We start from the raw sequence: 15,021 nt of genomic DNA on the forward strand, positions 1-15,021 counted from the left end.
AATGAAACCTCGATGATTATGGAAGGTAGACAAACTTTTGGAGTATTACTAGCCATTGTTGGTACGTTTGCTATCGCGCCATTATTAGCAATTCTATATTATACATTTGTTGATGGCGGGCAATTAGATTTTTCGCAGATTAGTAGAATGTTTGAAAATGATAGAATGTGGCATACGTTAGGCAACTCTTTACTATTAGGTGTTTTAGTAATTTTGGGTACTACGATTATAGCTTTACCAATGGCGTTAATTCGTACGAAAACTAGCCTGATCAAATTTGATTGGTTAGATATTGTTCTAACGATTCCCTTTATGACACCGCCATATATTGGGTCAATGGGCTGGATATTGTTTATGCAGAATAATGGTTTTTTGCAACAATTAATGCCAGGTGTATCATGGATGTCAGATTATTTCTTCTCTCTGTTTGGAATGGTAATGGTGATGAGTTTGCACCTATTTCCTTTTCTATATTTAATGCTGAGAAATACACTGCTAAGAATTAATGGATCCTTTCTTGATGCTGCATTGATATTCGGACGAAATCCGTGGAGAAACTGGGCTAAAATTGTTTTACCATTACTAGTTTCGAGTTACGTACTAGGCGTATTACTAATTTTCATAAAGACCTTGGCTGAATTCGGTACTCCTGCAACTTTTGGCAGCAGAATTGGCTTTCAGGTTTTTACTACAGAGATCCATTCCTATTTATCAAGATGGCCTGTAGACATTAGTATGGCCACATCACTTTCTTTATTTTTACTTTCTGTTTGTCTGATCATCTGGTACTTCCAAAATCTAATTGGACGAAAAAATACATATAGCGTGTTATCTGGTAAGACGCAAGCTATTCGAGAAATGAAAGATAAGTGGTATATAAAGCTAGGTGCATGGCTATATGTAGGAATTGTATTACTGTTTTCAATTGGAATCCCTTACTTTTCAATTATTGTGACATCACTACAAAAGGTAAGGGGAGATGGCCTAAGTGCAGGGAATTTCAGTTTTGCATCTTATCAGGAAGTATTTACTAGTGGTAGTGCGGGACTATCAGCATTTCTGAACAGTATCGTATTTTCATTTATCACAGCTAGTATTACTGCTGTTATAGGATTATTCATTGCACTTTATATTAAAAAAGGCGAAACAAAAAAACAGCAAGTATTGGATTTCTTTAGTCTTATGCCAAATATTATTCCCGGAATTGTGTTTGTAGTAGGTTTAATCATGTTCTGGAACTCACCTTTACTACCAGCTACGATTTACAATACGAAAGCAATGGTGGTTGTGACCTATTGTGTACTATTCTTACCATACTCGGTTCAATATACGAAATCTTCTTTATCTCAATTAGATCAATCCATTTTCCAATCAGCTGCTATTTTTGGACGGAATAGTTGGGACGTGTATCGATATATCTTTATCCCATTGTTAATGCAGGGAATTCTAGCTGGGATGATGATGACATTTATTATTTCGATGCGTGAACTTGTAGCGGGATTACTCATTTTGCCACCTTCAGTTGAGACCGGCGCAACGTTTATTTACAGCCAGTTTGAACAAGGAAACGTTGGTTTAGGAATGGCAGTTGCTGTTATTACAGTAGCTATGACTGTCATCTTCATGTTCCTGTTAGATTGGTTGCAAAAAAGAGGGGGGCATGCGGGTGCTTAAGGTTGAAATTTTAGGGGGAGTTGGCGAGTACGGGCGTAATTGTTTTTTTATAGAAAATGAGGAGCATGCCATTTTACTCGACTGTGGCATTATGAATGATGCTGAAAAAACTCCTCCTAATTTAACAAAAGATCATGTAGAAAAACTCGATGCTGTGTTTATCTCACATTCGCATATTGATCATTCAGGTGCATTGCCGATGCTAGAAACATGGGACTATAAAGGTGAAATCTTTATGAGTAAAATGACAGCTAGACAATTAAAACGATCGTTTAAAAATACAAAGATTTTTCAACCAACAACGATTGAAAAATGGTTGAGAGTTAGTGATTATCTTGAATTTCAGTGGGGCTATAGCGGCCATATAGTAGGGAGTGTTTGGTACAAGATTCGATTCTTTAAGGAGGTGATATTTTTCTCAGGGGACTATGTCATGGATTCCTATTTATTAAATGCCACTTTACCACAAGTAGATGGAACCAAGTACGATCTAGCTTTAATAGATAGTGGACATATTGAGAAACAGATTAATAATTTGGAAGTATTACAACAGATTAAGAAGTATATCGAGGAACAACCAAGTCGTCCTATTATTTTTCCCTCTTCTTTTTCAGGTAAAACAGCTGATATTGCTACGTATCTTTTTCAACATACAGAAAGAGAAGTAAACATTGATAAAGAATACTTTTCTTTTCTTGAGGATTACTATAATTCACCTGAAAATATTCGTACACCAAGATATGAAGAAATCTTGAAATCATTTAAGATGGACTGTTTTAGAGAGAGGGTAGAGAGTGAAAATGCAATCTATTTCGTTTCAGAGATTAATGAGTGGAAAATTGAAGAATTATTACACATATATCCAACTGCAATAGTAATTTTTACAGGCTACATGAAAAAAGATGGATATTTAAAGAGACTAGCCAGAAATAAAGCTCAATCGAAGCAGTTTTTTTATAAAACACATTTAGATTATCTAGATATCTTAGAGCTTTCAAAAACAATAAATGCTACTGATACTATATATTTCCATAGTCGATTAACAAATAGGAAAACTACTTTTACAAAATTAGTAGAAAAAAAGGAGGAAATAATATAATGAAAATTGTAAAGAAAATAGCACTACAGTTATTTATGGCTAGTCTTGTTCTTCTGTGTATTAGCGGGTACGGTTCCGCTCAGGTGAGTGCAGCGATTAATCCTGGAAATGAAATTAAGTATAATATCAAACCTGATATTTTTAAAGAATCTAAGATAATAAATGTCTTTTCAGCAACGAAAAAAGATGAAGTAAAAATTTACTACTTCGATACAGTAAATAAAGCATTTTTAGGAGTGGACTATAACCATCGCTTACGTGTATATAAAGATAGTAATAAGATAGATATTACTTATAAAAAAAGGTTCCTAAACACTCCACTTGATGAAGCAATTGCGATAACACAAGATCATGGTTTCACTGGGGACGAATCAAATTATAAATTTGAATTAGATATTAAGGGTGGTAATCATACTTTTGCAGTAAGCAGAAAAGAGTCATTAAAAGAAACATCAAAAGTTTCCTTCAACGCTGTTGATACTGAAGCAGCAAAGAAACTAATTTTAGATAATGCACCGAAAAAAATTCGGAATTGGGATTCTGAAAGTTGGTACAATAATACGTTAACGCAAACTGTTGTTTATGGACCAGCAAAGGCTACTACCTATAAGGGTAGTTATGCAGGATATGAAGCGGATATTGAAGTTTGGAATTATCAAGGTGATATCATGGTTGAACTATCAACAAAAGAAGATGATGCTTCAAAAGCTGCTGTCATTGAAAAATTATGGCACGATAAGTTAGAAGTTGAAGGTTATCTTAGTGAAGATCAACGCGGTAAAACTGCATTTGTAATGGAGAAGTAAATGATGAGCTTATTTAAATGAGTTTTAATTGGAGAATACAAAAAGGATATAGACTCTTTTCTTTAAAAGAGCCCCATATCCTTTTTAGTTTGCACTAAACACTTATTGAATGTGTTTATTTGATTACGTGGCAGATAGCTTAACTACATTCCCATACGATTTAAACAGAATTCTAAATCCTTCTGTATGTGTTCTTTCATTAGACGCTCTGCCTCATCACCGTTATGTTGAAGGATAGCGTTATAGATGTCATTATGCTCTTCTATTAAAAGAGGTCGTTTGTGATGGACAACTGTTTTGCGGAAAAGGTAAATGATGGACTGCATGCGGTCAATGATGTCAATCATCATTGGATTGTTCGTAGCACCTACGATAATTTGGTGAAAATCATAGTTTGCTGTCATGACTTCTTCTGTAGTTCCTGTGCGGCCAATATCTACACATGATTTAAGCTTTTCAAGTACTTCTTCAGTCATATAACTGGCACAATATCTGGCAGCAAATCCTTCCAATAATATACGTACTTGAAAAATATGACGAAGATCCATATCACTTGGATTTACAACCCGCTTATTTTGAATAAGTCCTTCTTGCTCTAGCTTACGGATCGCTTCACGCACAGGTGTACGACTAATACCTATTTCCTCAGCTAGTCTTTCTTCAGTAAGTTTCGTTCCGCGGTCTAATTCGCCATTCAATATTTGATCTCGAATATATTCATATGCCTGCGTATATGCAGGAATAGTCTCCTTTTTTACCAATAAAATCGTCTCCTGGAATCTAATTTGTACTTATATAAAGTATAAGTATAAGCTTTATAATTTGAAAGTAGTATTTTTGTATGCACTTTCATTAAAAATGTATACAAAATAAATTAAAATGTGTACAATGTTCCGTAAGGTTATGAAAACGCTTTATTAATAAAAAGCTGTTGGCTCTGTGAACTGAAAAAGTTCTTGTATTTTAGAACAGGGTTTAGACCTAAGTTAAAGAAATTTTAGTTAACAATGAATCACTCAAGTGTGATTACAGCAGAAGGAGCTAATTAAAATGACTAAAAAAGTTGGATTTATAGGATTAGGTATTATGGGAAAACCCATGGCATTAAATTTAATTAAAGCTGGTTACGAACTAACGGTTTTTGATATTAATACACAAGCTGTAGAAGCACTTGTAGAAGCAGGAGCAACAGCTGGAACAGCAATAGAAATGGGAGAAGCTTGTGATGTCATTATTACAATGTTACCTGCCTCTCAACACGTAAAAGACACGGTACTAGGTGAAACTGGTATTTTGAAAACAGCTAAAAAAGGAACTGTCATTATTGATATGAGTTCTATTACACCAGGTACTACTGTTGAAATTGCAACAGCAGCAGCAAAACAAGGTGTAGGAATGCTAGATGCGCCTGTAAGTGGTGGAGAGCCAAAAGCAATCGATGGTACATTAGCGATTATGGTCGGTGGAGAAGAAAGCGTATTCGAATCTGTCAAAGATGTACTTCAAACTGTTGGTAAGGAGATTACTTTAGTCGGTAAAAGTGGTAGCGGTGTAACAGCGAAATTAGCAAACCAAATTATCGTGAATTTAAATATTGCAGCTATGTCTGAAGCACTTGTTCTTGCTGCAAAAGCAGGTATTGACGTAGAGAAAATGTATCAAGCGATTCGTGGAGGTCTTGCTGGAAGTGCAGTACTGGATGCAAAAGTACCGCTTATCCTAGATCGTAATTTTGTAGCAGGTGGGAAAATTTCAATCAACTTAAAAGATATAACAAATGTCATGGGAGCAGCTCATGATTTAGATGTGCCACTACCACTTTCAAGTCATTTGCTTGAAATCTTCCATGCGCTTAAAGCCAATGGCAAAGAAAATGATGATCATGGCGGGATTGTACAATATTACGAAAAACTGGCAAATGTAGAAGTGAAAAGGGGTTAAGTTAAAATGACTAATTTAAACGTAAAAGAAACTTTCTCTAATCTACCTGCAGTGCCCGAAGAAAAAATCGTCAATGATTTACTCACAAAAGAACTAAAGGCATTCAATAAAAAGATTATCGTACTAGATGACGACCCAACAGGTGTTCAAACAGTACACGGTATTTCTGTCTACACTGATTGGTCAGCAGAAAGTATTGAAGCAGGTTTTGCTGAAGATAATTCAATGTTCTTTCTCTTAACTAATTCACGAGGCTTTACAGCAGCTGAAACTGAACAAGCGCATAAGGATATCGCTAGTGTTATTGAACGTACAGCACAAAAACAAAATAAAGAATTCATCATTATCAGTCGTGGAGACTCAACATTACGTGGTCATTATCCCCTTGAAACAGAAGTATTAAAAAATACAGTTGAATCTCAATCTGATATGAAATTTGATGGTGAAGTAATTATGCCTTTCTTTAAAGAAGGTGGTCGCTTTACGATTAATAATATTCATTATGTACAGTATGACAATGAACTAGTACCTGCAGGTGAAACTGAATTTGCTAAAGACCGTACTTTTGGTTACAAATCTTCACATTTAGGTGAGTGGGCAGAAGAAAAGTCAAACGGAGAGTTTAAAGCAACTGATGCTACTTACTTATCATTAGAGACTATTCGCAACCTTGATATTGATGGTTTAGTTAATCAATTGATGGCAGTCAATGGTTTTAATAAAGTCGTTGTAAATGCTGTTGATTACGTTGATGTAAAAGTAGTAGTCATTGCATTAATCCGAGCGATGAATACAGGAAAACTGTTCATGTTCCGCAGTGCTGCTGCTTTAACTAAAGTAATCGGTGGCGTGAGTGATAGAGATCTTTTGACTAAAGAAGAATTAATGAAAGACCATTCTAAAAACGGTGGTTTAATTATGATTGGCTCTCATGTGAAGAAAACAACAGAGCAATTTGAAGCGCTAAAAGAATGTGATTTTATTGAATTTATCGAATTTGATGTTCACCTTGTATTACACCCAGAGCAATTTGAAGCAGAAATTGAGCGTATTATAGCGCTTAGTGGAAAGCTAATTAGTGAAGGGCAAACAGTCGCCGTCTATACGAAGCGTGAACGTCTTGATCTTGGTGAAGGCAAAAAAGAAGAAGAATTAATGTTGTCAGTGAAGATTTCAAATGCTGTGACAAGCATTGTCAAACGACTTGAAGTACGTCCGAGCTTTATTATCGCTAAAGGTGGTATTACTTCAAGTGATATTGGAACAAATGGGCTTAGCGTTAAGCGTGCACTAGTAGCTGGGCAGATTAAACCTGGGATTCCAGTTTGGCTAACAGGTAGTGAAAGTAAATTCCCTGGCATGGCTTATGTTATTTTCCCTGGGAATGTGGGAACAAAAACAACCTTAAAAGAAGTAGCAGAGTTATTACATCAGTAAAGTAAGAAAGGTTGAGTAGACATGCTAGTTAATACGAAAGATATGCTGATTGCAGCACAAAAAGGTAAATATGCTGTAGCAGCATTTAATGTATATAATCTTGAAACGGCACAGGCTGCAGTTCGCGTTGCTGAAAAAGAAAAGCATCCGGTAATAATTGCTTTAGGAGAGCGTTATTTTGATACGGTGGATGTGGAAGCTTTTGCAGCATTAGTTAGAGTACTTGCGGAGAAAGCTTCCGTTCCGGTTTCTCTTCATTTAGATCATGCTTATGAAAAGCAATCTATCATTCGAGCAATTCGATGCGGTTTTACTTCTGTTATGTTTGATGGTTCAAAGTTTGATCTTGCGGAGAATATGAGATTAACAAAAGAAATTACGGAGATTGCTCATATGGCGGGTGTCAGTGTAGAAGCAGAAATCGGTTCAGTTGCTCGTGGTGCTTTTTCAGATGAAGAAGAAGGGGATGGCACTTTAACAGATCCACAGTCTGCAAAGGCATTTGTGGAGGAAACAGGTGTTGATTTTCTAGCTGCTTCAATTGGAACCGTACATGGTATGTATACAGGAGAGCCTAATATCAAATTGGACTTGTTAGATGAAATTCGTGAACTAGTTGGCATACCACTTGTCCTTCACGGGGCATCAGGGACACCAGACGAAATTATTAAGCAGACTGTAGCAAAAGGAATTTGCAAAATCAATGTAAATACTGAAGTATCACTAGCTGCAACATCTTATTTACAAAAGTCTTTTGAACAAGAGCAAAATAAAGTGGCTCATTTATCAGTAATTATGGCAAGTATGCAAGAAGCGATGGAACCTGTGATGACAAAGTTTGTCCGTTTATTATTTGCAGATAAAGCCTAACAACCTTGATTTTAAGTAAAGAATATTTCGATGCTTTTCAGCCTTTTATATTAGAGCTTTATATGAAAAAATTAAATCGGAATGCCAAGAACTTATCAGTAAATGGCATTCCGCAACTTTTATGAGAAGAGGATTGCTATGCCAATAGTTTCTATATGTGTAGGGGTTGCCCTATTACTATTATTAATGGTGGTATTTAAGTTAAACGCTTTCATATCATTAATTATTGTTTCGCTACTAGTAGGTATTCTTGAAGGTATGTCTCCAATTGATGCTATGACATCGATTGAGAATGGTTTAGGTTCGACTCTAGGTCACCTTGCAATGGTCATTATTTTTGGGGGAATTCTTGGTAAACTAATGACGGATTCTGGTGGTGCTCAACGTATAGCGATGACACTCATCAAAGTTTTTGGGGAAAAGCGAGTTCAATTAGCAGCTGTACTTACGGCATCAATTGTAGGGATTGCTCTTTTCTTTGAAACAGGCGTTGTTGTATTAATTCCTTTAGTCTTTACAATCGCTGCAGCAGCAGGGGTACCTGTACTTTATATCGGTATGCCAGTTATTGCTGCTCTTATCACGATGCACGGCTTTGTTCCACCACACCCAGGACCAACAGCAATTGCTGACGTGTTTGGTGCGAATATAGGTAAGATGTTGATTTATGGTATCATTATTGCCATTCCTGCAATTATTTTAGCAGGGCCGGTGTTTACGAAGTTGTTTAAGAAAGAAAGTTTAGAAACGACGATTCCTAAAGAACTATTTAATCCAAAGCATTTTGAAGAGCATGAAATGCCAGGGTTTGGCACTAGTATTTTTACAGCTATTATCCCTGTTATTCTAATTGCAACAAAGGCTTTTGTTGAGATCTTCATGCCTGGTTCACCTATTATGCCAGCTACTAATTTCATAGGTAATCCGAGTGTTGCCCTTTTAATCTCAGTTATTATTGCCATCTTTACCTTTGGGATTAGTCGTGGTAAAAAGATGCCAGAGATTATGAATTCTGTTTCAGAATCTGTTAGTGGTATTGCGATGATTCTATTAATTATCGGTGCTGGTGGTGCATTCAAACAAGTACTGATTGATAGTCATATTGATCAATATATTTCAGATATTATGGCGGGTTCAACGCTTTCACCATTATTACTTACTTGGTTAATTGCAGCTCTTTTAAGAGTTGCGGTTGGTTCTGCAACAGTGGCAGGTATGACTGCAGCTGGTATTGCTGCACCACTTGTATCAGCTGCAGGTATAAGTCCAGAGTTAATGGCTTTAGCTGCTGGTGCAGGGAGTATTACTTTCTCTCACGTTAATGATGCAGGTTTCTGGATATATAAAGAGTACTTCAACCTTTCAATCGGTCAAACCATTAAGACATGGTCTGTAATGGTAACCATTATTTCTTTAGTAGGACTAGCTGGTGTACTTCTTATTAACATGTTTATATAATAAAAGGTTTTAAAAATATTGATATTCTATTAATGTAAAAATATATAAAAGAGGCACTAACTAAGTTAATTTAGTTAGTGCCTTTTTTACGCAGGTTTCAAATAAGGTGTTGTAAATTATTCACTTCACTCGACTCTTCACTTGCTTCAATTGTGCCACGATGATGATGCTAATGATGACCAATAAAAACCATGAGCTAATTTTGCCGATTGAAACGAGGGACCAAGTGTGTTCTTGATTTGGGTATTGCCATGCGCCGAAGAACGTTACGATATTTTCAGCAATCCAGATAAAGAAACCGATTAAGAAAAATGATAAAATCATTGGCATTTTAAAGCTTTTTTTGTTCAATTTATATGTTACTGTTGTACGAAAAAAGATGACTAATAACAATGCTTTTAAGACCCAACGTAAATCATATATATAATGATGCGTAAAAAAGTTCATATAAATAAGAATGCTGATACTATAAGCAAAAAATGGCTTTGGCCAGTTGTAAATATGTAAATCTAAACGCCTCCAACTTTGACAAATATAACTCGCTACACTGGCATACATAAAGCCACTATAAAGAGGTACACCAAAAATTTTACTGTACGCCTCCTCTGGATATGACCAAGACCCCATATGTACTTTAAATAATTCAAGCCCTAGTCCAATGACGTGAAACAAGCAGATGACTTTGAATTCATCCCATGTCTCTAATTTTGAAATAAGCATAAAAACTTGTGCAGCTAGACAAATGATTAAAATAAAATCATAGCGTGGTAAATAGGGAATTCTCAACAGATTAGATAAGGCAAGTGTAGCGAAGATAATGACTGGGAAAATGCATGATATTGCTTGTAAGTATGTAAATTTTAATAATCTCTCCATAAAATCACCCTAAAATTGGACGAAATTACATAAGATTAGGTTCGTATTGATGCTTTTACAAGAAGGGGGTGCATTCCAGTACAGTTGAATGCACCCTTTGATTATTTATGCATATGATTTAAAGAATGAGTGTATCGTTACAAGGAGGTCATTATGCATTGGGTTACCATTCTACTTATGGGGGTTGCAGCTAATTTAGACAACTTAGGCATTGGTCTAGCTTATGGGGTTAAACAAACAAAAATCCCTATGATTTCGAACATTACTATTGCGTTTGTGGCGATGGTCATAACGTATATAGCGGTAATCGCGGGTTCTGAGGTGACCAGGTATATTTCGCCCCATAGCGCTAGCCTTATAGGCAGCTTTTTGTTGTGTGGAATTGGGCTATGGACACTATTATCCACAAAATTCAAAAATCAGGAGTCTTTGAAAAATCCTGAAACAATGGATAGAGATATGAATCGAATTATTTCTGTTAGAGAATCGGTGCCGCTCGGTTTGGCCCTATCTGCAAACTGCCTTGCAGGTGGGATAGGGATTGGTGCAAATGGTATTTCAGCTATATGGACAGTTATATCAATTGGTTTATTTTCACTAATTACGATTGGAGTAGGCAACCATTTTGGTTCTTTATTGACCAATTCATTTATCAGCAAATATTCCACTGTGCTTTCTGGATTATTACTTATCTGCATTGGGATATTTGAGATGTTCATTTAACCACAAGAAAGCCCTAAATCTAATTGGATTTAGGGTGATTTTTTTATGATTTTATTTGAATGCTAAATGTAGAAGATAAATACATTTTAGATATAAGGATTAAATCCCAACTAAATAAAGTAATAGAATTAAAGATAAAATGGTTCCAGTGACTATATAATGCCGCCAATTATTCTTGCCATAAAGAGCTAAACCATTAATTATTCTCGATACAATAGTTAGGGATAAAGTAAAAACTAACCAGATGAAGGGTAATACGCTAAATAAGGTTTGAATGCCTATTGCTAATAAGAAGAGGTGACTTATTGCGAAAAAAGTCAGTGCAATCTTTTTAGAACTGCCTAATGTTATGCCCTGTTTTAAATTTCTAATAGTCAGGGTAACCAAACCAGTGATGCATACCATAGAATATAATATTATTATTAAACTACTAACCAATTTCATCCATCCTTTCATATTTAATAAAGGATAGAATATGGGGTTAACCCCACGTCAACTAATTACTGTTTTAGGAGCTGAGGCATTGAAAATTAGTGAATTTATAAAAAAAGTGAATACAACAAAGGATACAATTCGTCACTACGAGGAATTGGATTTAGTGAAACCGAAATGGACGAATGGAATAAGGGATTATTCAATAAAAGATATTAGTGATTTTCATGCAATTAAGGAAATGCAGTTAATTGGATTTACTTTAAAGGACGTACAGGAAATATTCAATATAAAGCGAACTGATGGATGCGGGTCAGAAAAGTTAATTCAAGGATTATTAAAAAGCCTTGATCAAGAACTAGAATTTGTACTAAAAGAAGAACAAGAACTTCAATATAAAAAAAATAAAATTAGAACAATGATGTTGGAGTTAAATCAGTTAATGTAATATCTGTAGAGCCTTTTGTAGTGTAGGAGAAGAGGTTTTCAAAATAAAAATGATTTTAAAGTAGCAGATTCATCTATCAATCATATTCTAATCTCACTATGAGGAGGTGGCAAAATGGAGTTTGGAGTATATACCTTTGCAGATTTAGGAATCGACCCTCAAACAGGAAAGTTAGGGAAAGCAAAGGACCGTTTGCAAGAGGTATTACAAGCGGCGAAACTTGCGGATGAAGTTGGGCTTCAAGTATTTGGAGTAGGTGAGCATCATCGACTGGATTATGCAATTTCTTCAGTGCCAGTAGTATTAAGTGCAATTTCTCAGCAGACAAAAAATATCCAGTTAACAAGTGCAACAACAGTTCTCAGTACTGTAGATCCAGTTCGGTTATATGAAGATTTTGCAACGTTAGATTTATTATCGAATGGTCGTGCAGAAATTATGGCAGGACGTGGTGCCTTAGTAGATTCATTTCGATTGTTTGGTTACAATCTTGAGCAATATAACGAATTATTTGAAGAGCACCTTGAATTGTTTTTGAAGTTAAATAACGAAGCAACTATTACTTGGAAAGGAAATTACCGTCCTGAGTTATCCAATGCAGAGATTTCACCACGAGCGACAAATCCCATTCCTGTCTGGGTTGGTGTAGGAGGCACACCAACAAGTGCGAAGAGAGCGGGACGTTATGGAGTAGGAATGGCAATTGTTATTCTTGGGGATGATCCAAAATGCTTTGTACCTTTAGTTGAGGATTACCGAACAGCATTTAAAGCAGCGGGACATCCAAAAGAACAGTGTCAATTAGCTGTAACGGGTCATGGATATTTTACTGAAGATGGAAAGCGAGCGAGAGAGACATTTTATACTTACTTTAATAATTATTGGACATATGTTAACAAGCAGCGTGATATGTTTTTTCACTTAGATCGTGAAGATTATGATCAAATGACATCTCCTGAGGGATCATTGTTTATCGGAGAACCAGATGAAATTATTGAGAAAATTCTTAAACAGCATGAATTACTAGGTCATTCTCGCTTTTTAGCACAGCTAGACATCGGTGCGCTTCCTTACAAAGAAGTAGCTAAGTCAATTGAATTACTAGCGACTAAAATAATGCCAGGGGTTAATAAATATATATAAATCTCAAAAGGGCTGTCCCATCGTCATGTGGTGACAGTCTTTTTGGTTTTAGTTCAATAGTGAATGCCGAATTTATTAGAAGTATAGATGAATACATTATTTAAAATAGTTTTCATTTGATAAGGGAAGAAACACTATGAAGTAGAAGCATTAAATTGAGAGGACATGCTATAATAACTAACAATGAGTCGGCGATTTAAAAGCTGATACGAAGGGTATGTTAGCTGTGAATCCTATCTTAAGGCTATTAGGAATAATATTATTTTTATTTATTATTTTGAAATTTGGCATGTCAATTATGAAATTATTCGTTACACTTCTATTTTATAAGTATTTTATTATCGTCTTAATCATTGCAGGGATTGCATTTTTTATCTATAAAACATCGCCATTTAAACAGAAAAATAAAAAATAAGACAAAAAAGGAAACACCTCTGATTGGAGAGGTATTTCCTTTTTCTTTTTACTATTTAAAATAATTAATCAAACCATTTGTAATGCCATTTGCGGCAGAATTACGGAATGTAGCTGTTTTTAAAGTTTGTACTTCTTGCAGATTCGTGATGAAACCTAATTCAACAAGTACACCGATTTGTGGATTTTCTCTTAGTACATATAAATTTTGATATTTGTGTCCACGATTAACCATGTTCGGTAGAGAGTTGCTCATTCCCTGTTTGATATACGAAGCAAGGGTACTGTCTTTCCCTTTTGTATATAGAACGGTGAAACCACGAGCTGAAGCTGTAGCAGAGTCATGATGAAGGCTTATAAAAGCATCAGGCTTCATCATATTTGAAAAAGAAACGCGGTCATATAATGTTGGGAAAATGTCCGTAGTTCGTGTCATTTTCACTATAGCACCCGCAGCTTGCAATTTTGAACGTAAAGCTAATGCGACTTGAAGATTTAAATCTTTCTCTAATACACCGTTAGCAACAGCGCCTGAATCTGATCCTCCATGACCTGCATCAACGACAATAACCTTACCACTTAAAGAACCATCGGATGTATTAGTACCATCGTTTGATACCGGCTTAGTAGGTTTTGATTTTGTAATTTTACCGTAGCTACCAGAAACCCAACCTGTTTTGCCTGTAGCATATGTAATTTTAATCCAGTTATTGCTCGATTTATCCAAAATTTTAAATGAGCTACCGTATTTTACAGTACCCAACTTTGTTGAAGTTGCTGAAGCACTTTTACGTACATTTAAAGAATCAGCTGTAATAGTAAAGTATTTTCCAATGTCAGTTGAGGGTACTACTGTCCCTGTATTTGAATTCCCATTAGATGAAGAAGTTGTTGGCTTTGTTTTTGTGATTTTACCATAGCTAGTACTTGCAGAAACCCAACCTGTTTTGCCTGTAGCATATGTAATTTTAACCCAATTATTGCTAGACTGAGCAAGAATTTTATATGAGCTATTTTTTTTAATTACTGCTAATTTTGTGGAACTAGCTGAAGAACTTTTTCGAACATTTAAAGAATCTACTTTTACGGTAAAATATTTACCAACATTAGCAGTTGAAGTTGCTGCTGGTTTTACTGTTGAACCATTTGAACTGCTAGTAGATGTGCTTTTTTTAGTCGTAATAGAGACATACGATTTACTAACCCATCCTGTATACTTGCTCGTTTTGATTTTTACCCAGCTGTTTTTTTCAGCAAGGACTGTTCCTGATGTTCCTTTAGATAACTTACCAAGACTTTTGTACGAAGTACCAGCTCCGCTACGAATGTTTAAATTGCTTACTGTAGCGACGGCCTTTTTCGTAGTACTTGACGTTGCTGTCGTTGAAACTTTCACAACATATTTTGAAGAAATCCAACCTGTTGTACTGCTAGATTTCACTTTTGTCCAAGTACCCTTTGTAGAAATTTTAGTTACCTTGCTGCCCATTTTTAAAACTTTAACAACTTTGTAGTTTGTACTTGGACCTGATCGCATATTGAGTGATTCAGCATTCACTTTCATAGTGACGGTTGATGCAGCGTTTGCTTGTCTTACACCGACAAAGGAAGGAATGATTAATATGCTACATAGGAGAAGTAAAAACATGAATTTGAATCTATTATTTTTCATTCTATACCTCCTCATTCGCTATATTAAT

The 15,021-nt window shown here is 35.5% G+C and carries 13 protein-coding genes; 10 read left to right on the plus strand and 3 right to left on the minus strand.

Annotated features, from left to right (window positions below; all coding sequences use genetic code 11):
- Positions 1-12: 12 nt before the first annotated feature.
- From MHH98_RS02125 to MHH98_RS02135, 3 genes are read left to right on the plus strand one after another with little or no spacing between them, the layout of a single operon-like run.
- On the plus strand, positions 13-1,674 hold the full coding sequence (locus MHH98_RS02125; protein WP_038179442.1) for an ABC transporter permease: 1,662 nt from the start codon (positions 13-15) through the stop codon (positions 1,672-1,674).
- Entirely contained in the window at positions 1,667-2,773 is a 1,107-nt protein-coding gene (locus MHH98_RS02130; RefSeq protein WP_038179441.1) for an MBL fold metallo-hydrolase, read from the plus strand. Before MHH98_RS02125 ends, MHH98_RS02130 begins: the two co-directional genes overlap by 8 nt.
- The gene (locus MHH98_RS02135) at positions 2,773-3,579 is read left to right on the plus strand and encodes a hypothetical protein (RefSeq protein WP_038179440.1); all 807 of its coding nucleotides are present in this window, start codon (positions 2,773-2,775) and stop codon (positions 3,577-3,579) included. Before MHH98_RS02130 ends, MHH98_RS02135 begins: the two co-directional genes overlap by 1 nt.
- Positions 3,580-3,722: 143 nt before the next feature.
- On the opposite strand, the gene MHH98_RS02140 is transcribed toward MHH98_RS02135, so the two are convergent.
- Complete coding sequence (locus MHH98_RS02140; protein WP_076065946.1) at positions 3,723-4,340, minus strand: GntR family transcriptional regulator; 618 nt, start codon at positions 4,338-4,340, stop codon at positions 3,723-3,725.
- Between the two features lie 289 nt (positions 4,341-4,629).
- On the opposite strand from MHH98_RS02140, the gene garR reads away from it, so the two are divergent.
- The 4 genes from garR (at position 4,630) to MHH98_RS02160 (ending at position 9,285) form a co-directional block, all read left to right on the plus strand.
- Positions 4,630-5,520 carry a 2-hydroxy-3-oxopropionate reductase gene (gene garR, locus MHH98_RS02145; RefSeq protein WP_038179438.1) on the plus strand — a complete coding sequence of 297 codons (891 nt, stop codon included), beginning with the start codon at positions 4,630-4,632 and terminating at the stop codon, positions 5,518-5,520.
- Between the two features lie 6 nt (positions 5,521-5,526).
- Complete coding sequence (locus tag MHH98_RS02150) at positions 5,527-6,957, plus strand: four-carbon acid sugar kinase family protein (protein WP_340710544.1); 1,431 nt, start codon at positions 5,527-5,529, stop codon at positions 6,955-6,957.
- 21 nt (positions 6,958-6,978) lie between these two features.
- Positions 6,979-7,827, plus strand: a complete 849-nt coding sequence (locus MHH98_RS02155; RefSeq protein WP_340708588.1) for a class II fructose-bisphosphate aldolase — start codon at positions 6,979-6,981, stop codon at positions 7,825-7,827.
- A 138-nt stretch (positions 7,828-7,965) separates the two neighbouring features.
- Positions 7,966-9,285, plus strand: a complete 1,320-nt coding sequence (locus MHH98_RS02160; protein WP_038179433.1) for a gluconate:H+ symporter — start codon at positions 7,966-7,968, stop codon at positions 9,283-9,285.
- 120 nt (positions 9,286-9,405) lie between these two features.
- On the opposite strand, the gene MHH98_RS02165 is transcribed toward MHH98_RS02160, so the two are convergent.
- Entirely contained in the window at positions 9,406-10,161 is a 756-nt protein-coding gene (locus tag MHH98_RS02165; protein WP_038179432.1) for a DUF817 domain-containing protein, read from the minus strand.
- 153 nt (positions 10,162-10,314) lie between these two features.
- Here MHH98_RS02165 and MHH98_RS02170 point away from each other — a divergent pair, with 153 nt between their 5' ends.
- The 3 genes from MHH98_RS02170 to MHH98_RS02180 all read left to right on the plus strand — a co-directional run bounded on the left by MHH98_RS02170 (position 10,315) and on the right by MHH98_RS02180 (position 12,907).
- A complete protein-coding gene (locus tag MHH98_RS02170; protein ID WP_038179430.1) occupies positions 10,315-10,884 on the plus strand; it encodes a manganese efflux pump in 570 nt (189 codons plus the stop codon).
- Positions 10,885-11,359: 475 nt separating this feature from the next.
- On the plus strand, positions 11,360-11,764 hold the full coding sequence (locus MHH98_RS02175) for a MerR family transcriptional regulator (protein ID WP_051448552.1): 405 nt from the start codon (positions 11,360-11,362) through the stop codon (positions 11,762-11,764).
- A 114-nt stretch (positions 11,765-11,878) separates the two neighbouring features.
- Positions 11,879-12,907, plus strand: coding sequence for an LLM class flavin-dependent oxidoreductase (locus MHH98_RS02180; protein ID WP_038179428.1), 1,029 nt, complete (start codon positions 11,879-11,881; stop codon positions 12,905-12,907).
- 466 nt (positions 12,908-13,373) lie between these two features.
- Here MHH98_RS02180 and MHH98_RS02185 read toward each other — a convergent pair whose 3' ends face one another.
- The gene (locus tag MHH98_RS02185) at positions 13,374-14,993 is read right to left on the minus strand and encodes an SH3 domain-containing protein (protein WP_076035282.1); all 1,620 of its coding nucleotides are present in this window, start codon (positions 14,991-14,993) and stop codon (positions 13,374-13,376) included.
- Between the last annotated feature and the right edge of the window lie 28 nt (positions 14,994-15,021).

The sequence above is a fragment of the Viridibacillus sp. FSL H8-0110 genome, assembly GCF_038003565.1.
In the GTDB taxonomy this organism is placed as follows: Bacteria; Bacillota; Bacilli; order Bacillales_A; family Planococcaceae; genus Viridibacillus; species Viridibacillus arenosi.